The sequence below is a fragment of the Pseudomonas sp. genome (assembly GCF_050739655.1).
In the GTDB taxonomy this organism is placed as follows: domain Bacteria; phylum Pseudomonadota; class Gammaproteobacteria; order Pseudomonadales; family Pseudomonadaceae; genus Aquipseudomonas.
In genome coordinates this window covers 1-26,996 of sequence record NZ_JBOIBY010000603.1, presented here as the reverse complement: position 1 = coordinate 26,996, position 26,996 = coordinate 1, and the positions used below count along the sequence as shown (strand labels likewise).

Here is a 26,996-nt window from a genome sequence, read left to right as displayed (position 1 = left end):
TGGGGTCACGGACTCTTCGGGGGAGGTCAGGCTGGCTCAACCTCGAGCGCAACCCTTTCACGGCATGGGCATTCGTCCATGTAGCGGTGTGCCTCGACAAACTCGGCAAAGGGGAAGACCCGAGTCTTGAGCGGCAGCAACACGCGATCCGCGGTCAGCTGATTGATGTCACGCAAGGCCCGTTGCAGCGCGACCTGGTCCTGGGTGATACCCAGTTCCGGCTTGCCGGTGAAGTTGCCGATGCAGTGAACGAAAAACTGAATGTTCTTCTGGAACGCTGCGCACGCCGGGAATGGTGTCTGGTTACCGCCTTGCAAGCCATACAACACCAGACTGCCACGCGGTGCCAGCACGTCGCCGAGCAGAGACATCTGCGGGCCACCCAGGCCATCGAACACCACATCCACGCCGCGGTTATCGGTGATCTTGTTGATCCGCATCAGCAGATCTTCTTCCTCGGTGACGATCACTTTCTCGGCACCCAGCGACAGCAAGTACTCACGCTCGTCCGCGGTTTTGGTCGCGGCGATGACTCGAACACCCAAGGCCTTGCCCAGTTGTACGAACGATGGGCCGGCACAGTGACTGGCGTCAGTGACCAGGGCAAATTGCCCGGGCTTGACCCGCGCCAGATCGGTGTAGCCGAAATAGGCGATCAACAGCGGCGTGTAATGCACGCTGGCCTCAATCGGGCTGAGTACGTCCGGGTAACGGGTCAGCGACGAACGCGGCAGCACAATCAACTCGCCGTATACCGGATAGTCGTTCGGGCTTTGAGCGGGAAAACTGGCGACCTTGTCACCGACCGCCAGGTCATCGACACCCTCGCCGACAGCCGTGACGATACCCGCCATTTCCTGGCCAATGCCCGAAGGCAGGCGGGCATGGGACGACGCCAGATTCTGGCGCCAGAGAGTGTCGTACCAACTGATGCCAATGGCTTCGACGCGCACCTGCACTTCACCCGGTGCAGGCAGAGCCGCCGCATGCTCTTCGCATTTGAGCACCTCGGCTGAACCAAATTTGTGAAAACGGATCGTGCGGGACATCGCAAACCTCGCCAAATGAACCTCTAATGCCTTGAACTCTAGCTGGGCTTTGAACCCAACACTATCAGTGGCTATTAATAGTCGACATGCCTGTCATTGATTCCGCCGCAGCGGGAACGTCGTCCAATGTTGCTCAATGCTGTAGGAATTTTGACCGTCCCTTGCGGGAAAAACTCAATTTGTCGGTGCAGAGTACCAGCAATTCCCCGTAATATTCCCGCTGGCCATTGTTCTCATATGGCCGCTCACGTCAAGTTTGCTGACTCTGCCAGGACTCCAGATGAATCGTAATGACCTGCGTCGTGTCGACCTGAACCTGTTGATCGTATTCGAAACATTGATGCACGAGCGCAGTGTGACTCGCGCCGCGGAAAAGCTGTTTCTCGGCCAGCCGGCCATCAGCGCGGCGCTCTCGCGCCTGCGCGGGCTGTTCGACGACCCGTTGTTTGTGCGAACCGGCCGCAGCATGGAGCCATCCGCACGGGCCGTGGAAATCTTCGCCCTGCTCTCTCCGGCCCTCGATTCGATTTCCACTGCCGTCAGCCGTGCGGCCGAATTCGACCCGGCCACCAGCACAGCGGTTTTCCGCATCGGGCTGTCGGACGACGTTGAATTCGCCTTGCTACCGATGTTGCTCAAGCGCCTGCGCGCCGAATCCCCAGGGATCGTGCTGGTCATTCGGCGGGTCAACTACATCCTGATGCCGGGATTGTTGGCGTCCGGTGAAATCTCCATTGGCGTCAGCTACACCACCGACCTACCAGCCAATGCCAAGCGCAAAGTGCTGCGTCGTAGCATGCCAAAACTGCTGCGCGCCGACACCGTGCCGGGGCCTCTGAGCCTGGATGACTTCTGCGCGCGCCCCCATGCGCTGGTTTCGTTCGCTGGCGACCTCAGCGGCTTTATAGATGAAGAACTGGAAAAGCTCGGGCGTAAACGTCACGTTGTGCTCGCGGTGCCGCAGTTCAACGGTTTGAGTACGCTGCTTTCCGGCACTGACATCGTCGCGACCGTCCCGGACTATACGGCCGATGCACTGACGGCCGCCGGTGGTGTACGAGCCGAAGACCCGCCGTTGCCGGTGCGCAGTTTTGAACTGCACATGGCCTGGCGCGGGTCGCAGGATAATGATCCGGGGGAGCGTTGGCTGCGCTCAAGGATTCAGATGTTTTTTGGCGACCCGGATAGTCTTTGATCGACTTTCACCGGCGCCCCATTCCATTACCGTCCGACGTGAGCACTTGTTTCCAGAGCTAATGGAGATCTGGCGACATTACTGTGAAATAAGGAAGTTTCATGATCAACAGAAATACGATGAAGCTGGTGGTTGTACTGCTGGCCAGCACGGTTGGTTGCTCTGCACTGGCCGCAGAAAAAACCTTTGCCCTGAACGCCTTCAGCAGCGTTGAAGTCCGACAGGGTATAAACCTGTCCATCAAATGTGCTGCAACGTCTTCCATGGTGGTCTCAGGCTCCGCGGATACGCTGGATAAGCTCCAGGTGACCACGAACAACCAGGCGCTATTGATCGTCAATGACGCAGCGAAAAATGATCGATTCACCTCCCATACGCTGGACATCACGCTGTATACCAGCAAGCCACTGACGGGGCTCACAGGGAAAGCAGGGATAAAAATCGTGGCACCTGCGTGTGCTGTCGATCAGTCCAAACTGACAGTGGCAGGCAGCAAGGGTGCAGACCTCCAGATCGAGGGTAAGACCGGTGAACTGGTTCTTGACCTGGCAATGGGCGGCACCTTCAACAAAAAACCGCTGCCTTTCACTGCAGATGTGGCGAATGTCCGCATGAGCATGGGAGCGCAATCATCCCTGTGTCATATCCCCAGGATTAACGGCAGCTTGTCTGCCGGTGCACGGATGTCTGTCAGCCCATCGGCTCAAGTCGTTACCGGTGCCACGGACTCTTTCGCCAGCGCCATTTCAACTTCTGATTGTTCGTAAACAACGGGTGTTCAGGCCTACGCTGGTCAAAGAGCACCACCCGTTATCGTTTTCGAGAAAATCGCTAGTTTATTAATAAATTCAAGTGATCATTAGCATTTTCACACTCGTCGAAATATCGTTTTCGCGTACCATCCCCTTCTCGCTATCATTTTTCAGCTCTGGTTAGGGGATTCGACAATGCAAGTAGGATTCAAGGCGCTCGCCGATCACTACAGTGTCGCGCTTGCACAACCCTTGCGCGTCGAATCGGTGATCGGGACGACACGAACGAGCCGCGAGAGCAACGGACATATCCAGCGTAAGTACCCTGCCAGTTACCAACCGACGGACGACTTCGCGGGGCATTTTGAGTTTGGGCTCAAGTACGAAGAAATTCATCTCGAGTTTTTCGCCCGACTATTTGCGGCTGTAGGCCCAAAGCCCATCGAAGCCTGGTGCCGGCAAGCGCCCTTTGGCCAATATGCCCGCCGCACCGGATTCCTGTACGAGTGGCTGACCGGACAGCAACTTGATGTTCCGGATGTCACCAATGGCGGCTATGTCGATGCCGTTTCGTCCAAGCAATACCTGACCCGTGTTGTGCCACTGCGGATACGGCGCTGGCGCATCAACGATAATCTGCCCGGCGTGCCACAGTTTTGCCCCCTGATCCGGCGTACAGAAACCGTACAACAAGCACTGCAATTCGACCTGCATGCGGCACTGGGTGAGCTGAACCAGACCTTTGGCGCCGACATTCTGATGCGCACAGCCAGTTGGCTGACGCTCAAGGAGTCCCGTGCGAGCTTTCTGATCGAAAAAGAGGCAGACAAGGCTGACCGAATCCAGCGATTTGCCCACGTGATCGCAAAATACTGTGGCCATATCGAAGACCCTTTGAGCAGCGACAGCCTGCACACGTTGCAAGCCGGTATCCTGGGTCACGATGCCATTGGACTGGGCCTGCGGCGCTCGCCGGTCTTCGTGGGACAAGCGACCATGCGCGAGGACATCGTGCACTACATCGCGCCGCCATTTGAGGTGCTGGCGCAGTTGCTCGACGGTCTGAAAGCTTTCGAGCTGGCAACACAAGGCGCCGAGCCACTGGCCCGAGCAGCGGCACTCGCCTTCGCCTTTGTCTATATCCACCCCATGCGGGACGGCAATGGGCGGATCCATCGCTTCCTGATCAACGACACACTGATCCGCGATAAGGCAGTGCCTGATGGCGTGATCCTGCCGGTATCGGCCACCATCACCAGCTCGATCGATTTCAGGGCACGCTACGACCGCACGCTGGAAGTGTTTTCGCGGCCATTCATGCAACGTTATGCATCGTCCTACCGCTTTGGCGAACTCATCGCCTACGAGGACGGCACCACGAGCAACCTGTTCTTCGATGACTACGACGACGCGCAATGGGCATGGCGCTATCCCGACTTGACCGAACACGTCCTGTACACGGCAGAGGTCGTGGCGCATACGGTCCGCACCGAGATGGCCGATGAGGCCCGTGTGCTGGTCATTTTCCAGCGCGCCCAGGAACGTCTCAAAGAGGTGCTGGAAATGCCGAACCAGGACGCGAACCGCATCATTCGCTCTCTGAAGGAAAACGGCTGGCAGGTCTCTGGCAAGTTGAAGAAAGCGTATCCGCAGCTCGATGACGCTCACCGAGCGCAACGTGTGGTGGAAGCGGTGCGCAGTGCATTCGAAGACCAAGAAGTGGGTAGCGGCCAAGAGTGACAGGGATCTGATTGATGCTTTCTGCGCAACACAGAATTGCCATCAACCCGATTGATCGCCCATCACCCGAAGGTGCAATCTAGAGGGCTTGGTCGGGTCTTATATCATTCCGAATGATAGTTACCTTCGCCCCATTCGATTCGTTCCATACAACCCTGCCGCGCATCATTCGCCAATCTCAACACATTGGCGGATGCATCCATGGAACAGTCACTCAAACATTTGCGCTTCCCGTTGGCTTTATTGGCCGTAGTGGTGATCAGCGCGTGCGGCAAGGCGCCTGAAACTGCCGCCACGATGCCCGCGGCCAAAGTCAGCGTGGCCAAGGTGCTGGAGCAACCCGTCAACGAGTGGGACGAATTCACCGGACGCCTCGAAGCGCCGGAAACCGTAGAAATCCGCCCACGGGTCTCCGGCCAGATCGATGAAGTGGCCTTCACCGAAGGCGCACTGATCAAGAAAGGCGACCTGCTGTTCCAGATCGACCCGCGTCCGTTCCAGGCTGAAGTCCGCCGCCTCGAAGCCCTGGTAGCCCAAGCCCGCGCCACTGCCACCCGCAGCGAAAATGAAGCCCAGCGCGGTGAGCGCCTGCGCACCAGCAACGCGATCTCGGCGGAACTGGCCGACTCGCGCACCAGCGCAGCACAAGAAGCCCGCGCCGCTGTCGGTGCCCTTCAAGCGCAGCTGGACCTGGCCAAGCTGAACCTGAGCTTTACCCGCGTCACCGCGCCCATCGCCGGCCGCGTCAGCCGTGCGGAAATCACCGCCGGTAACCTGGTGACCGCCGATACCACCCCGCTCACCAGCGTGGTCTCCACCGACAAGGTCTACGCCTACTTCGACGCCGACGAGCGTGTGTTCCTCAAGTACACCCAGCTCGCCCGCCAGGGCAAACGCGGCGCTACCACTCCGGTGTACATGGGCCTGTCCAACGAAGACGGCAACCCGCACCTGGGCCAGATGAACTTCGTCGACAACCAGGTCAACCCGAAAACCGGCACCATCCGTGGTCGCGCCGTGTTCGACAACAGCGACGGCAGCTACACCCCGGGGCTTTATGCGCGCCTGAAGCTGGTGGGCAGCGGCACCTACAACGCCATGCTGATCAATGACGAAGCCGTCGGAACGGACCTGGGCAAAAAGTTCGTACTGGTGATGGATGCGGACAACAAAACCGCCTACCGCCCGGTCGAGCTGGGTCCGAAGATCGAAGGCCTGCGTATCGTGCGCAATGGCCTGAACAAGGACGACACCATCATCGTCAAGGGCCTGCAGCGGGTGCGTCCTGGCTCGCCGGTGACCCCTGAAGTGATCCCGATGGCCAGCGAGCAAACCCTCGCGGCCCTGGCACAACAACGACAAGCACTGGAAGCCAGCAACCTGCCCCAAGTCGCGCCTGCCAAGGTCGCGCCGGGTACGGCTGTGAAACTGGCTGCCGTGACTCCACGCGGTTAAGGGATAACGACTCCGATGAATTTTTCCAAATTCTTCATTTCGCGGCCGATCTTCGCAGCGGTGCTCTCGCTGCTGATCCTGATCGCCGGCGCCATCTCGCTGTTCCAATTGCCGATCAGCGAATACCCGGAAGTGGTGCCGCCGACTGTAGTGGTCCGCGCCAACTTCCCCGGTGCCAACCCCAAAGTCATTGGTGAAACCGTGGCCGCTCCGCTGGAGCAAGCCATCACCGGCGTAGAGAACATGTTGTACATGTCCTCGCAGTCGACTGCCGACGGCACGATCACCCTGACCATCGCCTTCGCCCTGGGCACCGACCTGGACAACGCGCAGGTGCAGGTACAGAACCGCGTGACCCGCACCGAACCGAAGCTTCCCGAGGAAGTGACGCGCATCGGTATCACCGTGGACAAGGCGTCGCCCGACCTGACCATGGTCGTGCACTTGACCTCGCCGGACAAACGCTACGACATGCTCTACCTGTCGAACTACGCGATCCTCAACATCAAGGATGAGCTGGCTCGTCTGGGTGGTGTCGGTGATGTGCAGTTGTTCGGTATGGGTGACTACTCGTTGCGGGTCTGGCTCGATCCGAACAAGACCGCTTCGCGCAACCTGACCGCCACCGATGTCGTGACCGCCATCCGTGAACAGAACCGCCAGGTGGCCGCCGGTCAACTGGGTGCGCCGCCCTCCCCGAGTGCCCAGAGCTTCCAGCTGTCGATCAACACCCAGGGCCGTCTGGTCTCCGAGGAAGAGTTCGAGAACATCATCATTCGTGCAGGCGACAACGGTGAAATCACCCGCCTCAAGGACATCGCCCGCGTCGAGCTGGGTTCCAGCCAATACGCCCTGCGTTCATTGCTGAACAACCAGCCGGCCGTGGCCATCCCGATCTTCCAGCGCCCAGGTTCGAACGCCATCGAAATCTCCAACGAGGTTCGGGCGAAGATGGAAGAGCTGAAGAAAGGTTTCCCGCAAGGCATGGACTACAGCATCGTCTATGACCCGACGATCTTCGTGCGCGGCTCCATCGAGGCGGTGGTTCACACCCTGTTCGAAGCGCTGATCCTCGTGGTACTGGTGGTGATTCTGTTCCTGCAAACCTGGCGCGCCTCGATCATTCCGTTGGTGGCGGTGCCGGTATCGTTGATCGGTACGTTTGCGGTGATGCACCTGTTCGGCTTCTCGCTCAATGCGCTGTCGCTGTTCGGCCTGGTACTGGCGATCGGTATCGTGGTGGACGACGCCATCGTGGTGGTGGAGAACGTCGAGCGCAACATTGAACTGGGGCTTAACCCCTTCGATGCGACCAAAAAGGCCATGGGCGAAGTGACCGGCCCGATCATTGCGACGGCGCTGGTGCTGTGTGCGGTGTTCGTTCCAGCAGCGTTCATTTCGGGTCTCACCGGTCAGTTCTACAAGCAGTTCGCCCTGACCATTGCGATCTCCACCGTGATCTCGGCCTTCAACTCGCTGACCCTGTCGCCGGCGCTCGCTGCTGTGTTGCTCAAGGGCCACGATGCACCGAAAGACCGCTTCTCCAGAGTCCTGGACAAGATCTTCGGTGGCTGGCTGTTCCGTCCGTTCAACCGCTTCTTTGAAAAGGCCAGCCACGGCTATGTCGGCACCGTGCGCCGGGTCATCCGCTCAAGTGGCATCGCCCTTTTGCTGTACGCAGGCTTGATGGTGCTGACCTTCTTCGGTTTCTCCAACACCCCGACCGGTTTCGTGCCCGGCCAGGACAAGCAATACCTGGTGGCGTTCGCGCAATTGCCAGACGCTGCGAGCCTGGATCGTACCGAAGACGTGATCAAGCGCATGTCCGACCTGGCACTCAAGCAGCCGGGCGTGGAAAGCGCCGTAGCGTTCCCGGGTCTGTCGATCAACGGTTTCACCAACAGCCCGAACGCTGGCATCGTGTTCGTGACCCTCAAGCCGTTCGATGAGCGCAAGGACCCGAGCATGTCCGCTGGCGCCATCGCCGGTGCCTTGAACGGCCAGTTTGCCGGGATCCAGGAAGCCTACATGGCGATCTTCCCACCGCCGCCGGTACAAGGCCTGGGCACCATTGGTGGTTTCCGTCTGCAAATCGAAGATCGGGGCAACCTGGGCTACGACGAACTGTACAAGCAGACCATGAACATCATTGCCAAGAGCCATAACGTGCCGGAGTTGGCCGGCCTGTTCACCAGCTACACCGTGAACGTGCCGCAGGTCGATGCTGCTATCGACCGCGAAAAAGCCAAGACCCACGGCGTGGCCGTCAGCGACATCTTCGACACCCTGCAGATCTACCTGGGTTCGCTGTATGCCAACGACTTCAACCGCTTCGGTCGCACCTATCAGGTCAACGTTCAGGCCGAGCAACAGTTCCGCCTCGAGTCCGACCAGATCGGCCAGCTGAAAGTGCGCAACAACAAGGGCGAGATGATCCCGTTGGCGACCTTCATCAAGGTCAGCGATACCTCGGGGCCGGACCGCGTGATGCACTACAACGGCTTCATCACCGCTGAAATCAACGGTGCGGCAGCCCCCGGCTACAGCTCCGGCCAAGCCGAAAAAGCCATCGAGAAACTGCTCAAGGAAGAACTGCCCAACGGCATGACCTACGAATGGACCGACCTGACCTACCAGCAGATTCTGTCCGGCAACACCGCGCTGTTCGTGTTCCCGCTCTGCGTACTGCTGGCGTTCCTGGTGCTCGCCGCGCAATACGAAAGCTGGAGCCTGCCACTGGCGGTGATCCTGATCGTGCCGATGACCCTGCTGTCGGCCATTACCGGGGTGATCGTGTCCGGTGGTGACAACAACATCTTTACCCAGATCGGCTTGATCGTACTGGTGGGCCTGGCTTGTAAGAACGCGATTTTGATCGTCGAGTTCGCCAAGGATAAACAGATGGAAGGCCTCAACCCGCTGGCTGCGGTGCTGGAAGCTTGCCGCCTGCGTCTGCGGCCGATCCTGATGACCTCCTTCGCGTTCATCATGGGCGTGGTGCCCCTGGTGTTCTCCAGCGGTGCCGGTGCAGAAATGCGTCATGCCATGGGTGTGGCGGTGTTCTCCGGGATGCTCGGGGTGACCTTCTTCGGTCTGTTGTTGACGCCAGTGTTCTACGTACTGATTCGCAACTTTGTCGAGCGCGGTGAAGCACGCAAGGCAGCCAAAGCACTGAAACTCGAAAAGCCGCTGGAGTCCCATTGATGAGTCTGAAAGCCTTCCTGCCGAGCCTTTTGGTACTGGCGCTGAGCGCCTGTGCCGTCGGCCCGGACTACAAGACCCCCGCCACCGAGGCGGCCAACATTACGACCGCTACCGATGGTGCGGCCGGCCAGAAGAACTTTGACCGCTCGCGTTTCGAGGGTGTCTGGTGGCAGCAGTTCGAAGATCCGACCCTCAATCAGTTGGTGACCGAATCCCTCAAGGGCAACCGTGATCTGCGCGTCGCCTTCGCCCGCTGGAAAGCGGCGCGGGCGATCCGCGATGACGTCAGCAACGACGCCATGCCAACCGTCACCAGCCGGGTCAGCAGTGACTTGGGCAAAGGGCAGATTCCTGGCGAGACCACCAACCGGGTCAACAGCGAACGCTATGACCTGGGCCTGGACATGGCTTGGGAGATCGACCTGTTTGGCCGCATCCAGCGCAACCTGGAATCGGCCAACGCCGAGCAACAGGCGTTCGAGGCTGATCTGTACCAACTGCAAGTGACCATGATTGCCGAGTTGGTGGATTCCTACGGTCAGCTGCGCGGTGCACAGCTGCGGGAAAAGATCGCCTTGGCCAACCTGGAAAACCAGCAGGAGTCGCGCAAGATCACCATCAGCCTGCGTGATGCCGGCGTCGGCGATCAGCTCGATGTGGAACGTGCCGACGCGCGTCTGGCCTCGGTCGAAGCCAGCGTTCCGCAATTGCAGGCTGAACAGGTGCGTGAGAAAAACCGCATCGCCACCCTGCTGGGCGAGCGCCCCGACAAGTTGACCGTGGACCTGAGCCCGAAAGACTTGCCGGCGATTACCAAGGCCTTGCCGATCGGCGATCCGGGTGAACTGCTGCAACGCCGTCCGGACATTCTCAGTGCTGAACGCAAGCTGGCTTCGGCCACGGCGCGGATTGGCGTTGCCAAGGCGGATCTGTTTCCGCGGGTCAGCCTCAGCGGTTTCCTCGGCTGGACCGCCGGACGTGGCTCGCAAATCGGTTCCTCGGCGGCCAACGCCTGGGCGCTGGGCCCGAGCATTACTTGGGCAGCGTTTGACCTGGGTAGCGTGAAGGCTCGCATTCGTGGTGCCGATGCCGATGCCGAGGGCGCCCTGGCGACCTACGAGCAACAGGTATTGCTGGCCCTGGAAGAATCGGAAAACGCCTTCAGCGACTACGGCAAACGCCAGCAGCGTCTGATTTCGCTGATTCGCCAAAGCGAATCGAGCCGTTCAGCGGCCAATCTGGCCGAAATTCGCTACCGCGAAGGCACCGCTGACTTCCTCGTCCTGCTCGATGCCCAGCGCGAGCGTCTGGCGGCAGAGGATACGCAGGCCCAGGCCGAAGTCGATCTGTATCGCGGCATCGTGGCGATCTACAAGGCCCTCGGTGGCGGATGGCAACCGGAGACGGTCGCCAGCAAGTAACAGGGTTCTCCAAGAGCTCCTTTGGTTGGCCGCAACCAACCAATTTTTTGGCCTCGCGTCTCATTCGGTCGCGGGGCTTTTTTATGGTCAACACAAGAACCTGTGGGAGCGTGGCTTGCCCGCGAAGAAGCCGGCACATCCAATATCAGTGGTGCCTGACACACCGCCTTCGCGGGCAAGCCCGCTCCCACAGGTTCCTGTGCCAGCCACAGCACTTGTGAACGAAGCAAAACCTGTGGGAGCGAGGCTTGCCCGCGAAAAGGCCGGCACATCCAATATCAATGGTGCCTGACACACCGCCTTCGCGGGCAGCTTGCTGGCGATGGACGTCAACGATAACGCGGGCATCCTGAAAGTCCGCGGCGCCTTGGCGTTCATCGCGGGCAAGCCCGCTCCTGCAAGTTTTGGTGTTAATCAGGCATTTGTAGCCAGCGGATAAAGCTTCTCATCAAAATCCGCCAACTTCGGAAACACCAACGGAAGATCATCACTCAAATGCTGCAGTCGCAGGTCATACTCCACAAGAAACCCCTTACGTGCCTCATCGCTGATATACGGCACATGCCAAGCCACAAACGGCTCCAACACATCAAACCCCACATAAGCCAACGTCCCGCGCAGAATCGGCCGCAGCATGTCCTGCAACGGGCCATGAATCGCGTCTTCGCCAAACATGTGTTCGCGCCCGCCCAACGTCACCGTCACCAGCGCCTTCTTGCCCGCCAAGCCACCCTGATCGTAAAAGCGCTTGCCGCCATAACAAATGCCCGACACCAGCACCCGGTCGATCCAGCCCTTGAGCATGGCCGGGGCGGAGAACCAGAAGATCGGGAAGTTGAGGATCAACAGGTCTGCCCACAGCAGTTTGTCCAGTTCGGCCTGTATGTCCGGCGCCAGCGACTGGCTCTTTACCCCAAGGCGTTGTTCCAGTGCGTAGACCAGATACTCGGGGTTTTCCCGGGAGGAAAAGTCAGCGTCACTCGCCACCGGGTTCCAGTTCATTTTGTACAGGTCGCTGACTTGCACTTCATGGCCCTGGGCTTCAAGGGAGGCCACGGCCTGATCACGCAGGGCGGCGGTGAAGGACTTTGCTTCCGGGTGGGCGTGAACGATCAGTACTTTCATGGTGATTCCTTAGACTTTTTCCAGCGTATGGGTTGAGTGTTGACGAGCGCAGATCGCGGGTAACCGGTCACACCTGAATCGCCTTCACTTCGACGAACTCGTTCAGCCCTTCTTCCCCCCACTCCCGACCATTGCCCGATTGCTTGTAGCCACCGAACGGCGCCTGATAATTGAACGCCGCGCCATTGAGAAAACACTGGCCCGCCCGCAGTTGCCGCCCCAGTTGCAAGGCCCGCTCGGTGCTGCCGGCCCAGACACCGCTGGACAGGCCGAATGGCGAGTCATTGGCGATCTGGATCGCCTGCGCTTCATCGGCGTAGGGGATCAGGCACAACACAGGGCCGAAAATTTCTTCCTGGGCAATGCGCATGCGGTTGTCGACATCGGCAAACAGCGTCGGGCTGACATAGAAGCCACGCTCGAACGCGGCCGGGACATCGCCACCGCACACCAGCCGCGCCCCTTCCTGCTGGCCGACCTTGATGTAATCGAGCACGGTGCGTCGTTGCCCCGCCGAACACATTGGGCCGAGGAAACTCTGCGGATCGAGCGGATCGCCCATGCGCAGACTCAGGGTTTCGGCCAACGCCAATTCCACGGCTTCGGCATAACGACTGGCTGGCAGCAACATGCGGGTCAATGCGGTGCAGGTCTGCCCGGAGTTGATCATCACGTCCTGCACGCCGTAGCGCACAGCTGCGGCCAAGTCGGCATCCTCGGCGATCAGCAGCGGCGACTTGCCGCCCAGTTCCAGGCACACCCGTTTCACCGAAGGCGCCGCAGCCTGCGCAACCCGAACTCCGGCGCCGGTTGAACCGGTAAACGACACCATGTCCACGTCCGGGTGCTTGGCCAACGCTTCGCCGACCTTCGAGCCCGGCCCGCTGACCAGATTGAATACGCCGGCCGGCAGGCCGATGGCTTCGATCATCTGTGCCAGCAAAAAGGCGTGCAGCGGCGTTTCCTGGCTCGGCTTGACCACCACGGTGCAGCCGGCGGCCAGTGCCGGGGCGAGTTTGCCGATCAATTGATGCAGCGGGTAATTCCATGGATTGATGAAGGCGCAGACGCCCACGGCTTCGCGGATCACCAACGAGTTGCCAACTTCGCGCACTTCGTCCATCAAACCGGCGAGTTCGGCGTATTGCTCAAGCCCGACGATGGGCCCATCGACCTGCACCGAGCGGCACCATTGCACGGGCATGCCCAATTCAGCGGTGATCACGGCCGCCATTTCATCGGCGCGGCTGCGCAGTTGTTCGGTCAGTGCGCGAATGTATCCGGCACGCACGCTCGATGGCGTGCGCGACCAGGTCCCGAAGGCCTTGCGCGCAGCTGCGACAGCGTTGTCGACATCACGCTCATCGCCCAGCGGCACGCTGCCGACTGATTCTTCGGTGGCCGGGTTGATCACCTGAGCGACGCCCTGCCCCGACGGGACTTGCCAGCGTCCATCAATAAACAGTGCCTTGTGATTAAGCATGTAACTGAGCCTCCATCAATTCACGGGCGCAACGGGCAATACGCTGGCAGGCGTCACGTAGCGGTTCTGCACCCACCACCAAGCCGAGGCGAATGTGCCCGGCAGCGCTTGGGCCAAAAGCCTCACCGGCCAGCACCGAGACGCCATGACGATCGAGCAGCCGATCGGCGAACGCCTGCGCGCTGAGCCCGGTTTCGCGAATATCGACCATCACGAACATCCCGCCATCAGGTTTCAAGGCCCGCACACCGGGGCAATCGGCCAGGCTGTCGCACACCAGGTCACGACGCTGGCGATAAGCTTCGCGCATGGCGTCGAGCTCTGGCAGATTGCTTTCCAGTGCGATCACCGCCGCGTCCTGGATGAAATCCGGCGAACCGTAGAGCATGCACAGCGCAAGGTTCTCCAGGTGCGCGGCCAGCGAAGGCGGCGCGACCACCCAGCCAACGCGCCATCCGGTCATGGCGTGGGATTTCGACAGGCTGTTGAGGGTCGCGGTACGTTCGGCCATGCCCGGCAGGCTCGCCGGGCTGATGTGTTCACCTTCGAACAGCAGTTCGCTGTAGACCTCATCGGAAATCAGCCACAGGTCGTGGCCGATGCACAGTTCTGCCAACGCCTGCCAGGTGCTGCGCGGCAGGCTTGCACCCGATGGGTTGTGCGGGCTGTTGAGGGCCAGCGCACGGGTACGCGGCGTGATGCGGGTGGCGACGTCTTCAGGCAGCACACGGAAACCGTTTTCCGAACGCACCGGCACTGGAACCACCACCGCACCGCAAGCACCAAACACCGCCTCATAAGTGACATACATCGGTTCGGCGACGATCACCTCGTCGCCTGGATTGAGTACACACTGGGCAACGCTGAACAGCGCGCATTGCGCCCCGGCCAGCACGGTCACCTGGTCCGCCGAGACGGCCTGGCCACTGCGTAGCTGATGACGCTTGGCGATGGCTTCGCGCAAGGCGCGCTTGCCGCGTACTTCGGCGTAATGGGTGTTGCCGGACAACAGGCTGTCGATGGCGCCCTGAACGATAGGTTGCGGCGTGTCGAAATCCGGGTCACCCACGGACAACAGCAGAATGTCTTCGCCTTGTTCGCGCAGTGCCAGGGCGCGGTAGTGAATTTCCCACGCGGCGGCGCCGTCCCCGGCGATACGTTGAGTCAGATCGGAAAAGCGCATGGTGCCATCCCCTTTAAATAGCCCTGTAATTGAAAGATGAACATCAACGCGCGCAGGCGTGTTTGAGTTCGATCAGGGTCACACCGTTACGCTTGAAGCCGTTGTGCAGATCGGTTTCCAGCTCGGCCAGGCTTTGCGGCTGATTGACGGTGCAACCAAACGCCCGACCCAGCGCAACGAAATCCGGATTGCGCGGCAACACGCCAATCGGTTCGATATCCAGGCCGAGCATGTCGTCGCGAATCTGCCCCAGCGCGTCGTTGTTCCACAGCAGCACCACCAGCGGACTGTCGAGTTCCTCCACCGCCGTGGCCAGTTCCTGCGCGGTGTAGAGAAAGCCGCCGTCGCCCACCAGCACCAACCCCGGACGTTGCGGGGCACCGAACTTGGCACCGATGCCCGCCGGCAGGCCATAGCCCAAGGTGCCGTAGCCGGTGGGGTGCAACCAGCTGCGGATGGCGCGGCTGTCGAAGGCGTAATTGCCGGTGTAGGCCAGTTGCGTCATGTCGGTGCTGATGAACGCGTTTTCCGGCAGCTGGGCGGCAATACGGTCGAGGATCGACTGATGAATCGACTGCAACGGCCCATGGCTCGCCTTGACCGCTTCACGCAGAGCGCTGACCGAGGCAACGGCTGCGCTGGCATCGCGGGGCTCGACCGGCAGGCGCTCAAGCAAACCACCCAGGGTTTGTTGCGCATCGCCGTGTAGTGCCACCGCACACGGGTAGAAATCGTTGAACTTGCGCGGGTCGATATCGACCCGCAGCAGTTGCGCGTTGAGCGGCAGGCGTTCGCGCCAGAAATCGGTGTCGGCCATTTCGGTGCCGACCGCCAGCACCACGTCGGCCTCGGCGATCAGGTTCCAGCCCGGTTCAACGCACAGGGATGATCCGGCGTTCAATGGCGCGTCCGGTGGCAGCAGGCCTTTGCCGGCAACGCTAGTGAACAACGGGGCCGCGAGCCGGGTACTGAGTTCGCTCAGTTGCTGTGCGGCATTCAATGCACCGCCACCAGCGATGATCATCGGACGTTTGGCGCTGTTGAGTTTGGCCACGGCTTCATCCAGCGCGATGGCCGATGCCGGGCCGCGCCCCGGACGGCGTACCACTTCATTGCTCCAGTCGCGGGCAATCGGCGCGGACAACACGTCCAGCGGCACCGAAATGTGCACCGGGCGCGGACGCTCGCTATCGAACACGGCGTAAGCGCGGGCAATCAGTTCCGGCAGATCTTCGGCGGTCAAGGCCACGGCCGAGAACGCGGTGATGGGCGCGGTCATGGCGCGCTGATCCTGGGTCTCGTGCAGGCAACCCCAGCCCTTGCCGAGGCTCGCGCTGTGGTTGACGCTGGAAATCACCAGCATCGGGATCGAATCGGCGTAGGCCTGGCCAATACCGGTGGCGGCGTTGGTCACGCCCGGCCCGGTGATGATGAAGCACACGCCCGGTTTGCCGCTGACCCGCGCATAGCCGTCGGCCATGAAGCTGGCGCCCTGTTCGTGACGGGTCAGGACGTGGCGTATGCCGCTGCCGGGCAAGCCGCGATACAGCTCAAGGGTGTGCACCCCGGGAATACCAAACACGGTATCGACGCCGTAGTTGGCCAGCAGGCGCACCAGCGCCTGGCCTCCGGTCAAGGTTTTGCTTTGCATGTTCAGGTCCTCACGCATGGCCAAGGCGAATCAACGCATCGACCGCGGTCGTGCCATGGGCGCCGACCAACAATGGGTTCACATCGAGTTCCAGCAGCTGCCCGGCGTTTTCGCAGGCGTAATCGGCCACGGCGCGAATGGCTGCCACCAACGCCTCCAGATCTGCCGGTTCACGACCGCGAAAGCCTTGCAGCAACGCCCCGCTGCGCAGGCTCAACAAGGCCTTGCGAATGGCCCCGTCGGTGGTCGGCAGCAACAGGCTGCGACTGTCCTTGAGCAACTCCACCAGGATTCCGCCGGCACCGATCACCAGGGCTAGGGCGAAATCATTTTCGCGTTTGATGCCGACGATCAGCTCCACCAACGGCGGTTTGGCCATGGGTTCGAGTAGCAGTTGATCGAACGCAACGCCCGGCGCGTAAGCCGCGATGCTCGCGCTCATTGCTTGCAGTGCAGCACTTAGCGCGGTGCCATCCTTGAGGTTCAGTGCCACGGCACCGGCTTCGGTCTTGTGCGGCAACTGATCGCTGACGGCTTTGAGCACCAGCGGATAGCCCAGCGCATCGGCATCTTTCAATGCGTTGGCCACCTGGCTGAGAACGCCGTTGGGTGTCGGCAAGCCGAAAGCTCGCAGCGCCTGTTTCGAATCCCACTCGTTGAGCAATTGCCCTTCGCCTGCAAGCGCGTGCGGGCACAGCGGCACCAGCGCCGACTCGCCCAACGCCAACAGCGCCAGACGATTGCGCTGGTAACCAGCGATGCGGCCCCACGCCGCCAAGCCGTCCTCGACACCTTGCAACGCTGCCACGCCCTCGGCATGCAGACGCTCGCGGGCATGGGCTGGCAGCAGCTCCGGGAACGCCGAGGTGACGAAGCCGCTCTTGCCGTGACGCGCCAGCGCCTTGCAGTACAGGTCCAGCAGCAAATCGCATTCCTTGCGCTCACCGGTGAACTCCGCCGGATAGTCGAGCACCAGCATCGCCGCATCCGCTTCGGTGCGCAGAGCGCTGTCGAGCATGCGATTCAAGGCCTCGCCGTCACCCCAGATCGCCGTGGTGAAGTCCAACGGATTGACCAGGTTGGCGTAGCTCGGCAGCACCTCGGCCAGTTCGCCGACTTGTCCGGCGTCGAGCTTGGGCAGTGCCAGTTGATTGCGTTCGGCATAGTCGGCGGTCAAGCCGGCGTCACCACCGGAACAGGCCAGCGCGATCAGGCTGTTGCCCGCTGGCAGGTTGCCGCACGCAGCCGCTTTTAACGTTTCGACAAAGCTCACCGGGCCGCTGACGCGGATCACGCCAAGACGATCAAACAGCGCGTCATACAGCGCATCGGAACCGGACAGCGAACTGGTGTGACTCAAGGCCAGCTCGGCGCCAATCTGTGACACGCCGGTTTTCAGGGCAATGATCGGGATGCCTTTTTCCAGCGCCTTGTGCGCGGCGCGGGCGAAACCCGGCACGTTTTTCAGGCCTTCGAGGTGCAGGCCAATTGCAGTGACGCGTGGCTCGTCGAGCAACACGTCCATCAACTCGGCGACGCCCAGTTGCGCCTGATTGCCGACCGAAGCCATGTAGGCCACCGGCAGCGAGCGGTCGCTCATCGACAGGTTGTAGGCAAAGTTGCCGCTCTGGGTCAGCACCGCAACGCCCTTCTCCACCGCTTTGCCACCATGGGCTACCGGCCATAGTGCGGAGCTGTGCAGGTAGTCGAGCAGGCCGTAGCAGTTGGGGCCGAGCAAGGCCATGTCGCCAGCGACCTCAAGCAGTTGCTGTTGCAGCGCCTGGCCTTCGGCACCGGTTTCGGCGAAACCGGAGGCGTAGCAGATCGCCCCGCCCGCGCCGATGGCGGCCAGCTCGGCCACGCAGGTCAGGGTCAGTTCTCGGTTGGTAGCGATAAAAACAGCGTCGGGGCCAGTTGGCAGGTCCGCGATGTTACGTACGCACGGCACGCCTTCAAGGCTGTCATGCTGCGGATTGACCAGCCACATTTGCCCGAGGTAGCCGCCCTCGGCACAGCGTTTGAGCGCACGGGCCATGCTGCGGCCGCCGACAAACGCCACGTGCCTTGGTGCGAGCATGCGTTTGAGGTTGTCACGAATCGTCTGGGACATAGGGGTTCTCCGGTCCGATCAGCGCAGCAATGGGCGCAACAGTTCGCGGGAAATGATGTGGCGCTGGATTTCCGACGTGCCTTCCCAGATCCGCTCGATCCGCGCGTTACGCCAGATGCGCTCCACCGGGCCTTCATCCATCAGGCCCATGCCACCGAAAATCTGCACCGCCTCATCGGCGGCGCGACCGAGCACTTCGCTGGCGAACAGCTTGGCCATGCCGGCCTCGCCATCGGTCATGGTGCCTTGATCCATTTTCCAGGCGGTGTGCAGGGTCAGCAGTTCAGCGGCGCGGATTTGTGTGGCCATGTCGGCCAATTTGAACGAGACACCCTGATAGCTGCCGATCGGTTGGCCGAACTGCTTGCGATCCGCGGCCCATTGCAGCGACACGTCCAGCGCCCGTTGCGCCTGACCGACGCAGTTGGCCGCAACCATCACGCGCCCCGCCGTCAGCCAGGCGTTGGCCACTTCCCAGCCTTTGCCGACTTCACCCAGCACTTTGCTGGCCGGTACGCGGCAGTCGTCGAAGAACATCTCGAAGGTGTGATAACCACGGTTGCTCACGCACTTCGGCCCGCGACGGATCGTCATGCCCGGCGTGTTGCGATCAACCAGGAACGAGGTCACGGCGTTGCGCTTCTTGCCGTTGTGCTCGTAGGTGTCGGTCACGGCGAAAACAATGGCGAAGTCGGCGTGGCCGGCATGGCTGATGAAGTGCTTGCTGCCATTGATGATGTAGTCGTCACCGTCACGCACGGCGCGGGTCTTGATCGCATTGGCATCGGAACCTGCACCGGGTTCGGTCAACGCGAAGCAGTCGATTTTCTCGCCCTGGATGCATGGCAACAGGTAGTCGTTGATCTGCTCGTCCTTGCACGCCATGAGGATCTTCGATGGGCGCGCGACGAACACGTGCAGCGCCCAGGACACCTTGGACAGCTCACGCTCGATCAGGGCCTGGGACAGATAATCCAGGCCGCCACCGCCCACTTCTTCCGGCATGTTGAAGGCGTAGAACCCGGCGGCGATTGCCTTGCCGCGAATCTGCGCCGCCAGTTCAGGCGAGACTTCGTCGGCGCGATCGACGGCTTCTTCATGGGGCAGCAGTTCCTTCTCGACGAAGCTGCGTACCGAGTCCACCAACATTTCTTGTTCTTGGGTCAGTTGGAAATTCATGGTGCTACCTGTTGTTCATGTGCTGAAAGAAGTGTGGGTATCAACGACCGACGAAACGTGCCGGGCGCTTTTCCATGGCGGCGCGCAAGGCTTCGTTGCCGTCTTCGCTGCGACCGCACAACAGGCCGGCGGCGAGCTCGGCTTGCAGTTGTTCGGGCAGGCTTCGCTGGGCGCCTTCACGCATGAGTTTTTTGGTCTGGGCGAACGCGAAGGTCGGCCCGGCGGCCAGGCGTGCAGCCAGTTCGCTGGTGACACTCAGCAGTTGATCGTCGGCGCAGACATCACCCACCAGGCCCGCATCGAAGGCACGGTCAGCGCCCCACAGCTCGTCGAGGAACAGCAGGCGCTTGGCCTGCTCGCTGCCGATCAGTCGCGGCAGGTGCCAGCTGGCGCCGGCATCCGGTGAATAGGCCATGCTGGTGTAGCCGGCCTTGAAGCGAGCCGATTGCCCGGCGATGCGCAGGTCGCAGCACAGGGTCAAGTCCATCCCGGCGCCGACGGCGGTGCCGTTGATGGCGGCGATGGTAGGTTTTTCCAGGCTGTGCAGACGGGTCATCAGGGCGTGGGCGGTTTCGGTCCAGCCGTAGGTTTCCAGCGCGCCACGGGCTTCAGCTTCAGCCCATTCATCGAGGTCGGCACCTGCACAGAAACTGCGACCGCTGCCCGTCAGCACCACCACACGCACCGCAGGATCGGCGTTGAAGGCATCGAGCAAGGCATGCAGGTTTTTCAGGGTCGGGATGTCCAGCGCATTGCGTTGAGCGGTGCGATTGAGCGTGATCCAGGCAACGCCTGCTTCGACCTGACTGAGCAGAGAATCATGAGTAGTCATGGGAACCCTCGAATTATTGTGATTGGTCTGAGGTGATGCGACTTGAGGCCATACTAAACGAGTGTTCAGCAAGGCGGCAAGCGGGATCTAAATCAACTGTAACAAGCGGAAAAAGTCATCAAGGCATTGGTTTTATTGGGTTAAACGGAAATTGCGGGGAATGGGGAAAGGTCGCTGTTACAACTTCGAACAACTGCCTACAGGGCAGCGCAAAACAACTGCTGGCTACAGTGGTCATGGTTTGGTCACAGAGTCTGCGATCTACCGAAAAACAGTGTGGCAGCTAGCCTGCTAGCGATGACGGCGACACATTCAACATCTTCTTTGAATGTGAAGGCCCTATCGCTAGCAGGCTAGCTCCCACAGTAGTCATGGGTCGGTCACAGAATTTGCGATCAGGCAGACGGCAAGCTAGGCGCCAGTACTGCCTCACGCTTGCGATTGATCAGGAAGTAAGCGCCATAGCACAGCGCAATAAACCCGAAGCCCCAATACAGCGACGGACGCTGGGTTTCATCCAGCGCCAGGAACACGAACAACGAGCAGCACAATGTGATGCACATCAGCGGCAGCACCGGGAACCATGGGGCGCGGTATTTCAGGTCGCTCAACTTGCCGCCCTCACGCAAATACGTCTTGCGGAACTTGTACTGGGCCAGTGCGATGACAATCCAGGTCACGGTGCCGGACATGCCGCTCACCGCCATCAGCACCATGAACAAGGTGTCGGCGGCAACGAAACTGGTCATCAACGACACCAGTGCAAAGCACAGGGTGATGCTCAAGGCGCGCAGCGGAACACCGCGTTTGCTCAGCGGCGAAAGGCTCTTGGGTGCCATGCCGGTTTTCGACATCGCCCACAGGATGCGAGTCGAGGCATACAGGCCGGAGTTGCCCACCGACAGAATCGCGGTGAGGATCACGAAGTTCATCAAGTCAGCGGCAAACGGAATGCCGACCATGTCGAACACCTGCACGAACGGGCTTTCCATCAGCCCCGCTTGCTGCCACGGCACAATAGCCGACAGCACGACGATCGCCAGCACGTAAAAAATCAGCACGCGGAACACCACGTTGCGCACGGCACGGGGAATGCTTTTTTCCGGCTGATCGGTTTCACCCGCCGCCACGCCCATGATCTCGCAACCCTGGAACGCATAGACCACCGTCATCATCACCGCGAACACCGCCGACAAACCGTTGGGGAACAGCGAGTCGCCAATCAGGTTGCTCATCATCGGTGCCGGTGCGCCGCTGGTCAGCGGGATCGCACCAAAGATCACCAGTACGCCAACGACGATGAATCCCAGAATCGCCGCCACCTTGATCCCCGAGAACCAGTACTCCGCTTCACCGAAGGCGCGGGTCGCCATGGCATTGATGCCGAACAGCACCACCACAAACAACGCCGACCAATACCAGATCGGCACCGCCGGGAACCATCGGGTCATCAGCATGCCGGCGGCGGTGAATTCAAGGCCCACGGTGGTGGCCCAGCTCATCCAGTACACCCAGCCGATCATGAAGCCGGTGGCCGGGCCGATGTATTTGGTAGCGTGGGTCTGGAACGAGCCGGACACCGGCATCTGTACCGACAATTCCCCCAGACAGACCATCACCAGGTACATCAGGAAACCGGCAACCAGGTACGCCAGGATTGCACCCACCGGGCCGCCCTGATTGATGGTCACGCCGGACCCCATGAACAGCCCGGTGCCGATCACACCGCCCAGGGACAACATGAAGATGTGCCGGCTTTTCAGGGCGCGGGTCAGATGGATGCCTTTGCGTTCTGTGTTATCGCTCATGTCGGCTCCTCAGCAGTCGGTGAGGCGCGGGGCGAATGACAGGACGTCATGGCGCAGGGAAGGATCAGCTTTACGGCAATTCATTATTATTATCTCCAATAAGCTTCGAAGACCGCGCTGCGGCGGTTGCGTCGATTATTGGAAAGCGATGTAAGTTCGCGTTGTACGTAAAGATCGAAGTTGTGAAAAGTCGTAACAAATTTGTACGTCAGCGCTGCAACAGCTGCTCCAGCGTATGCAGCGAGCCCTGGCATTGCTCATCGACCTGCGGCGCGAGCAGGCGCACGGTCGCTTCATCGCTGACCCGTGCCGATTCTTCGAGCGACCGAAGCACATCGGCCAAGGCACGAAAGCCCAGTGAATCGCAGCTGCCGGCCAAACGGTGGGCCAGGTGCGCGACTTCGGTACAGTCGTCGGCGCCGATGGCTTCGCGCAACGCTTCACCATGCTGCAGGATCGAATCCCGTAGCATCACCAACAACCCCTGCACCTTCTGCTCGCCAAGCAACGTGCGATGGGTTTGCAGCAGCGGCCAGTCCACCGCGCTGTCGCTTGGCAACGGCTCCAGGCTCAGCAGTTGTTCGCTCAATGCTTTGCGCAGTTGGTCCAACTTCAGCGGTTTGGCCAGCACGCCATCCATGCCGGCATCCAGATACCCTCTGACCAAAGCGGGCTGTACGCTGGCCGTCAGGGCGAAAATGCGCGCCGAACGGTTCGGCCCGTCGAGGCTGCGAATTCGTTTGCATAACTCAACGCCACTCATGCCGGGCAGATGCACGTCGAGCAGAATCAGATCGAACGTCCGCGTGGCGCACTGCAGCAAAGCCTGTTCGCCCTCTTCGGCCAGCCATACCTGGTGGCCGTCCCGCTTCAGCAAACCCTCGACCACTTCGCGATTGAGCGGCACGTCCTCGACCACCAGAACATTCAGCGCCGGCCCAGCCACAGCCATCGGCATTTGCACCGTCGCGCCAGCAGCCGGTTGCAGCGTCAGTTCAAACCAGAAACAGCTGCCCCGCCCGACTTCGCTGGTAACGCCGATGTTTCCCCCCATGTGTTCCACCAGGTGTTTGCAGATCGCCAACCCCAGCCCGGTGCCGCCAAAGCGCTGCGCCACTTCTTCGCTGGCCTGGGTGAAACGCTCGAAAATCTTCGCCTGCATCGGTGGTGCGATGCCGATGCCGTTATCGGTGACGCTGACCCGCAGACGATCACCGTTATCCCCTTCAGAGGGCGTCAGCAACGACACTTCGACGCTGACTTCACCGCCTTCGGTGAACTTGATCGCGTTCGCCAGCAGATTGTTCAACACCTGACGCAAGAACTGCTCGGCGCCGTGGTAATGCTCGGCCACCCGCTGATCGACTCGACAGTACAGCAGGGTGTCATTGTCCAGCGCGTTCGGTTCCAGCAGGGTCAGTACTTCGTCGAGCAATTGGCGAATCGAGAAATTCACCGGTTCGGGCAGGCTCGTGCCCTCCTCCAGCTTGGCAAAAAACAGCACTTCATTAAGGATTGCCAGCAAGCCCTCGCCCGCCTTGTGCAACGCATCAAGACGCTTGCCGTCGCGCTCGTCGAGGCGCGCATCGCGCAACAGTTCGGCCATGCCGAGGATGCCGTTGAGCGGCGTACGCAACTCATGGCTCATGGTCGCCAAAAACCGCGATTTGGCGAGGTTGGCTGCCTCGGCTTCGTCCTTGGCGCGCATCAGGCTGGCGGTTCGCCGCTCGACCATTTTCAGCAGCTCATCGCGATTGTCCTGCAAGGCCAGGCGATCGGTTTCGCGGCGCTCGATGTCACTGAGGATCGCCCGGCGCATGTCGTCCAGAGCGTGGGCCACGGTGTCGATTTCGTCACTGTGGACGCTACGACGCTTGTCCAGGCGCAGCGGCTGATGCCATGCACCGGCGGCGATGTTGCGCGTGAATTCAGCCATGACCTGCAAGTGTCGGGTCACCAGTCGATAAAACAACCCGGACAACGCCACCGCCAGGCCACAAAGGAACGCCCCCATCCATAACAGGCTGGTCAAGCCACTGGCATACAGGCGTTGATACACCGCGCCCAGATCGGTACTGACCTCCAGTTCGCCGAGCTGGCGTCGCGGGCCGGAGGGCGGTTGATAATCCAGAGGGAAACGTTCGATGCGCAACGGCCCGACCGGGTCAGGATTGCCCTGCACCAGGTCGAAATCACTGCTGATCAAATGCACACGGGCCACATCGGAAAAATCCACCAGGCCGCGCAACTGCACATTCAGCTGCTCCTGGTTCAAATCCCACAGGCTACGCTCAAGGCTGGCCAGATAGCCGGCACGGATCAGCGCCATGCGCGAGTCGATATCGCGCATTTCGCGACGGTATTCGATATACAACTGCACACTGCTGGCCAACACCGTGAAACACAGGCTGAACAACAGGATAAACAGCAGCAAACGCCGCAGCAGTCCACCGGGGCGGGTGCGGATCATTGGCTGTTCGCCGGCAGGTTAATCATGTCGCGGTAAGTCACTTCGCTTTCATTGAGCAGGCGCTCGATATCACCGGCGTCGACCATGCGCTGCAGTTGCGCATCGATGTCCGACATGTGCTCGGCCAGTGGCGAGCGGCGGGAAACCGCGACGCGCAGGTAGTCGACACTCAGGGCTGTCGGCAGCGCGACGATGTCTTGCGCCCCGGCCAGGCTCTCAACGTACAACTCACCCGTGCGGCGTTCCTGGGTGATAAAATCGATGCGCCCGCGAATCAGCTTGCCGAAGTTCTGGCGGCTGTCGGAGACCCATTCGATGTTGTCGTTTTGCGCGACCATGCGATCGAACTCCACGCCATAGCTTTCACCGAACAACAATCCGCCACGGTAATGGGCCAGGTCCTGCAGGCTTTCGAACTTGACCGGGTGTTGGCGATTGATAAACAGCGCCACTTCTTCGCGCAGCACCGGCACCGTGGAAAACACCATGCTTTGCTCCCGTTGCGCGGTGCTATAAGCCAGCACCACGTCGACCCGACCTTCGGCGGCATCGAGCAGGCAACGCTTCCAGTTGCCCAGCACCACGACTTCAACGTCGTAACCGAGTTGCCCGAAGAGCTTTTTCACCACGCTGGGCGCCAGGCCGCGGACTTGCTTGCCGTCACTCCAGGAAATCGGCGGATACACCGGATAGTCGCAATAGCGCACCGTCTGTGCTGCCAGCGCGTTGCCCGCCGCCAACGCCAGCAGCAGGCCCAGCGCTCTAACAAAGGACATCACGCCGCCAGGCTGGCGGTGAACAGGTAACCGGCGCCGTGAATGGTGATGATCAAATGCGGTTCGGCAGGGTCGTCGTGCAACTTGCGCCGCAAGCGGCCGACCAGCACGTCGATGGAACGGTCATTGGGCACCCACTCGCGGTTGCGGATCTGGTCCATCAACTGGTCGCGGCTGAGGGTGTGGCCGCTGTTGCGCAGGAACACGCTGAGCAACTGGAATTCGCCGTGGGTCAGCAGGGTTTCACAACCGGACGGATCGATCAGGCGACGCCGGTCAGTGTCCAGTGACCAATCGGCGAACTGTTTGACGGGCTTGGAAACAGCGGCCACCGGTTGCGGTGTCTGTGCGTGGCGAACCCGACGAATCAGGTTTTTCGCTCGGGACACCAGTTCACGGGGATTGAGCGGTTTGATCACGTAGTCATCGGCGCCGCATTCAAGGCCGACGATGCGGTCGATTTCATCGTTGCGCCCGGTGATCAGGATGATTCCCACCTCCGAACGCACCCGCAGCTCACGGGTCAGGGTCAGGCCGTCCTTGCCCGGCAAGCGGATATCGAGCATGACCAGGTCGACGGTCTGGCTGGTCAGGAAGGTTTCGGCCTGTTCCGCCGTGTCGGCGCAATGCACCTCATAGCCTTCCTGGGACAGGTAGGCGTGCAACAGTTCGCGTATCAGCGGGTCGTCATCGACGATCAGTACCCGAGGAGTCATTGCTGGTGTCCTGCTTGTTTCTTATTAGAGGGGTGTTGCATGAGCGCCAGAGAGTAGCCATTGCTGAACAGGTGATCAACAGCTACTCGTCTGTACGCAAAAACGCTGGCGGCCGCCGGCCTGCAAACCGTCGACCCAGGCCTCGCAAATCTGGATGCCCTGCTCCGGGGTAAAGGTCCCTGGGTTGAGTCCGGACTCCAGCCACAGGCCATCGAGCAACGCACTGAGGCTGATCGCCGCCAGATCGCCGTTGAAGTTTTCCCAGTTTTCCTCTTGCGCCAACTCCATCAACACCTTGCACAAAATGGCGCGGTATTCGCCATAGGAGTGATCGTGAGCCTGGTTGATCGCCTCGGCGGTTTTCACCGCGCCCCAGAAGGCCAGCCAGGCATCAATCAGTTGCGGATCGAGCATTTCAGCGCAGAACGAAGCCCGGAAGAAAGCCGACAAGCGCTCGCGGGCGTTGGGTGCCGCTTGCTCCATGGCCTCGCGCAGCAGGTTCATGACGCGCCCGGTAATCGCCATGTAGGCCTCGGCCACCAGTTCGTCCTTGCCGGAATAGTGATGGCTGATCAGGCCGACCGAGACACCGGCCTCAGCGGAAATCTTGCGGATCGAGGCGCCCTGGAAACCATGGCGCTTAAGGCATGTCAGCGTCGCCTCGATCAGGTTGGCCTTGCGCAACTCGGGTTCCATGCGGGAAAAACGGGCTTCCTGATTCATAGCGACGCGCTCCTGGTTTCAATCATGGGGGCCGGCGCTTTGCCGGCGAGCTGAACGAATGTACAGCAAGAGCGAACATTGAGTACACCCACCGCCCCTGTAGGAGCCGCCGCAGGCTGCGATC

19 protein-coding genes are annotated in these 26,996 nt (G+C 60.8%); 6 read left to right on the top strand and 13 right to left on the bottom strand.

The genetic code is table 11. The features are described from left to right. Positions 1-26 precede the first annotated feature (26 nt). Positions 27-1,049 (bottom strand): zinc-dependent alcohol dehydrogenase family protein, encoded by a 1,023-nt coding sequence (locus ACRESJ_RS28740; protein ID WP_431760894.1) that lies wholly within the window; start codon positions 1,047-1,049, stop codon positions 27-29. 280 nt (positions 1,050-1,329) lie between these two features. On the opposite strand from ACRESJ_RS28740, the gene ACRESJ_RS28735 reads away from it, so the two are divergent. The 6 genes from ACRESJ_RS28735 (at position 1,330) to ACRESJ_RS28710 (ending at position 10,816) form a co-directional block, all read left to right on the top strand. After that, entirely contained in the window at positions 1,330-2,244 is a 915-nt protein-coding gene (locus tag ACRESJ_RS28735; RefSeq protein WP_431760893.1) for a LysR family transcriptional regulator, read from the top strand. A gap of 101 nt (positions 2,245-2,345) precedes the next feature. Next, positions 2,346-3,011, top strand: a complete 666-nt coding sequence (locus tag ACRESJ_RS28730) for a GIN domain-containing protein (protein WP_431760892.1) — start codon at positions 2,346-2,348, stop codon at positions 3,009-3,011. 180 nt (positions 3,012-3,191) lie between these two features. Next, positions 3,192-4,736 (top strand): Fic family protein, encoded by a 1,545-nt coding sequence (locus ACRESJ_RS28725; RefSeq protein WP_431760891.1) that lies wholly within the window; start codon positions 3,192-3,194, stop codon positions 4,734-4,736. A gap of 201 nt (positions 4,737-4,937) precedes the next feature. Then, positions 4,938-6,191 carry a multidrug efflux RND transporter periplasmic adaptor subunit MexE gene (mexE, locus tag ACRESJ_RS28720; protein WP_431760890.1) on the top strand — a complete coding sequence of 418 codons (1,254 nt, stop codon included), beginning with the start codon at positions 4,938-4,940 and terminating at the stop codon, positions 6,189-6,191. A 15-nt stretch (positions 6,192-6,206) separates the two neighbouring features. After that, entirely contained in the window at positions 6,207-9,395 is a 3,189-nt protein-coding gene (locus ACRESJ_RS28715) for an efflux RND transporter permease subunit (protein ID WP_431760889.1), read from the top strand. After that, positions 9,395-10,816, top strand: a complete 1,422-nt coding sequence (locus tag ACRESJ_RS28710) for an efflux transporter outer membrane subunit (RefSeq protein ID WP_431760888.1) — start codon at positions 9,395-9,397, stop codon at positions 10,814-10,816. Before ACRESJ_RS28715 ends, ACRESJ_RS28710 begins: the two co-directional genes overlap by 1 nt. Positions 10,817-11,230: 414 nt before the next feature. Here ACRESJ_RS28710 and ACRESJ_RS28705 read toward each other — a convergent pair whose 3' ends face one another. The 12 genes from ACRESJ_RS28705 to ACRESJ_RS28650 form a co-directional block, all read right to left on the bottom strand. Then, positions 11,231-11,941 (bottom strand): NAD(P)H-dependent oxidoreductase, encoded by a 711-nt coding sequence (locus ACRESJ_RS28705; protein ID WP_431760887.1) that lies wholly within the window; start codon positions 11,939-11,941, stop codon positions 11,231-11,233. Positions 11,942-12,008: 67 nt separating this feature from the next. Continuing rightward, complete coding sequence (locus ACRESJ_RS28700) at positions 12,009-13,424, bottom strand: aldehyde dehydrogenase family protein (protein WP_431760886.1); 1,416 nt, start codon at positions 13,422-13,424, stop codon at positions 12,009-12,011. After that, the gene (locus ACRESJ_RS28695) at positions 13,417-14,607 is read right to left on the bottom strand and encodes a pyridoxal phosphate-dependent aminotransferase (protein ID WP_431760885.1); all 1,191 of its coding nucleotides are present in this window, start codon (positions 14,605-14,607) and stop codon (positions 13,417-13,419) included. Before ACRESJ_RS28695 ends, ACRESJ_RS28700 begins: the two co-directional genes overlap by 8 nt. 43 nt (positions 14,608-14,650) lie before the next feature. After that, positions 14,651-16,258, bottom strand: a complete 1,608-nt coding sequence (locus ACRESJ_RS28690) for a 5-guanidino-2-oxopentanoate decarboxylase (RefSeq protein WP_431760884.1) — start codon at positions 16,256-16,258, stop codon at positions 14,651-14,653. A 10-nt stretch (positions 16,259-16,268) separates the two neighbouring features. After that, entirely contained in the window at positions 16,269-18,368 is a 2,100-nt protein-coding gene (locus ACRESJ_RS28685) for an acetate--CoA ligase family protein (protein WP_431760883.1), read from the bottom strand. A gap of 18 nt (positions 18,369-18,386) precedes the next feature. Continuing rightward, on the bottom strand, positions 18,387-19,547 hold the full coding sequence (locus ACRESJ_RS28680) for an acyl-CoA dehydrogenase family protein (protein ID WP_431760882.1): 1,161 nt from the start codon (positions 19,545-19,547) through the stop codon (positions 18,387-18,389). Positions 19,548-19,587: 40 nt separating this feature from the next. Continuing rightward, a complete protein-coding gene (locus ACRESJ_RS28675) occupies positions 19,588-20,379 on the bottom strand; it encodes an enoyl-CoA hydratase/isomerase family protein (RefSeq protein WP_431760881.1) in 792 nt (263 codons plus the stop codon). Positions 20,380-20,774: 395 nt separating this feature from the next. Next, entirely contained in the window at positions 20,775-22,187 is a 1,413-nt protein-coding gene (locus ACRESJ_RS28670; protein ID WP_431760880.1) for an amino acid permease, read from the bottom strand. Between the two features lie 208 nt (positions 22,188-22,395). Then, positions 22,396-24,657, bottom strand: coding sequence for an ATP-binding protein (locus tag ACRESJ_RS28665; RefSeq protein WP_431760879.1), 2,262 nt, complete (start codon positions 24,655-24,657; stop codon positions 22,396-22,398). Next, on the bottom strand, positions 24,654-25,433 hold the full coding sequence (locus ACRESJ_RS28660) for a substrate-binding periplasmic protein (protein WP_431760878.1): 780 nt from the start codon (positions 25,431-25,433) through the stop codon (positions 24,654-24,656). Before ACRESJ_RS28660 ends, ACRESJ_RS28665 begins: the two co-directional genes overlap by 4 nt. Continuing rightward, on the bottom strand, positions 25,433-26,149 hold the full coding sequence (locus ACRESJ_RS28655) for a response regulator (RefSeq protein ID WP_431760877.1): 717 nt from the start codon (positions 26,147-26,149) through the stop codon (positions 25,433-25,435). The genes ACRESJ_RS28660 and ACRESJ_RS28655 overlap by 1 nt, the downstream gene beginning before the upstream one ends. A 75-nt stretch (positions 26,150-26,224) precedes the next feature. Next, a complete protein-coding gene (locus tag ACRESJ_RS28650; protein WP_431760876.1) occupies positions 26,225-26,872 on the bottom strand; it encodes a TetR family transcriptional regulator C-terminal domain-containing protein in 648 nt (215 codons plus the stop codon). Positions 26,873-26,996 lie beyond the last annotated feature (124 nt).

Coding starts and splice junctions, on each gene's coding strand:
- ACRESJ_RS28740 (WP_431760894.1), bottom strand. CDS start 1,049: ATGTCCCGCACGATCCGTTTTCACAAATTTGGTTCAGCCGAGGTGCTC.
- ACRESJ_RS28735 (WP_431760893.1), top strand. CDS start 1,330: ATGAATCGTAATGACCTGCGTCGTGTCGACCTGAACCTGTTGATCGTA.
- ACRESJ_RS28730 (WP_431760892.1), top strand. CDS start 2,346: ATGATCAACAGAAATACGATGAAGCTGGTGGTTGTACTGCTGGCCAGC.
- ACRESJ_RS28725 (WP_431760891.1), top strand. CDS start 3,192: ATGCAAGTAGGATTCAAGGCGCTCGCCGATCACTACAGTGTCGCGCTT.
- mexE (WP_431760890.1), top strand. CDS start 4,938: ATGGAACAGTCACTCAAACATTTGCGCTTCCCGTTGGCTTTATTGGCC.
- ACRESJ_RS28715 (WP_431760889.1), top strand. CDS start 6,207: ATGAATTTTTCCAAATTCTTCATTTCGCGGCCGATCTTCGCAGCGGTG.
- ACRESJ_RS28710 (WP_431760888.1), top strand. CDS start 9,395: ATGAGTCTGAAAGCCTTCCTGCCGAGCCTTTTGGTACTGGCGCTGAGC.
- ACRESJ_RS28705 (WP_431760887.1), bottom strand. CDS start 11,941: ATGAAAGTACTGATCGTTCACGCCCACCCGGAAGCAAAGTCCTTCACC.
- ACRESJ_RS28700 (WP_431760886.1), bottom strand. CDS start 13,424: ATGCTTAATCACAAGGCACTGTTTATTGATGGACGCTGGCAAGTCCCG.
- ACRESJ_RS28695 (WP_431760885.1), bottom strand. CDS start 14,607: ATGCGCTTTTCCGATCTGACTCAACGTATCGCCGGGGACGGCGCCGCC.
- ACRESJ_RS28690 (WP_431760884.1), bottom strand. CDS start 16,258: ATGCAAAGCAAAACCTTGACCGGAGGCCAGGCGCTGGTGCGCCTGCTG.
- ACRESJ_RS28685 (WP_431760883.1), bottom strand. CDS start 18,368: ATGTCCCAGACGATTCGTGACAACCTCAAACGCATGCTCGCACCAAGG.
- ACRESJ_RS28680 (WP_431760882.1), bottom strand. CDS start 19,547: ATGAATTTCCAACTGACCCAAGAACAAGAAATGTTGGTGGACTCGGTA.
- ACRESJ_RS28675 (WP_431760881.1), bottom strand. CDS start 20,379: ATGACTACTCATGATTCTCTGCTCAGTCAGGTCGAAGCAGGCGTTGCC.
- ACRESJ_RS28670 (WP_431760880.1), bottom strand. CDS start 22,187: ATGAGCGATAACACAGAACGCAAAGGCATCCATCTGACCCGCGCCCTG.
- ACRESJ_RS28665 (WP_431760879.1), bottom strand. CDS start 24,657: ATGATCCGCACCCGCCCCGGTGGACTGCTGCGGCGTTTGCTGCTGTTT.
- ACRESJ_RS28660 (WP_431760878.1), bottom strand. CDS start 25,433: ATGTCCTTTGTTAGAGCGCTGGGCCTGCTGCTGGCGTTGGCGGCGGGC.
- ACRESJ_RS28655 (WP_431760877.1), bottom strand. CDS start 26,149: ATGACTCCTCGGGTACTGATCGTCGATGACGACCCGCTGATACGCGAA.
- ACRESJ_RS28650 (WP_431760876.1), bottom strand. CDS start 26,872: ATGAATCAGGAAGCCCGTTTTTCCCGCATGGAACCCGAGTTGCGCAAG.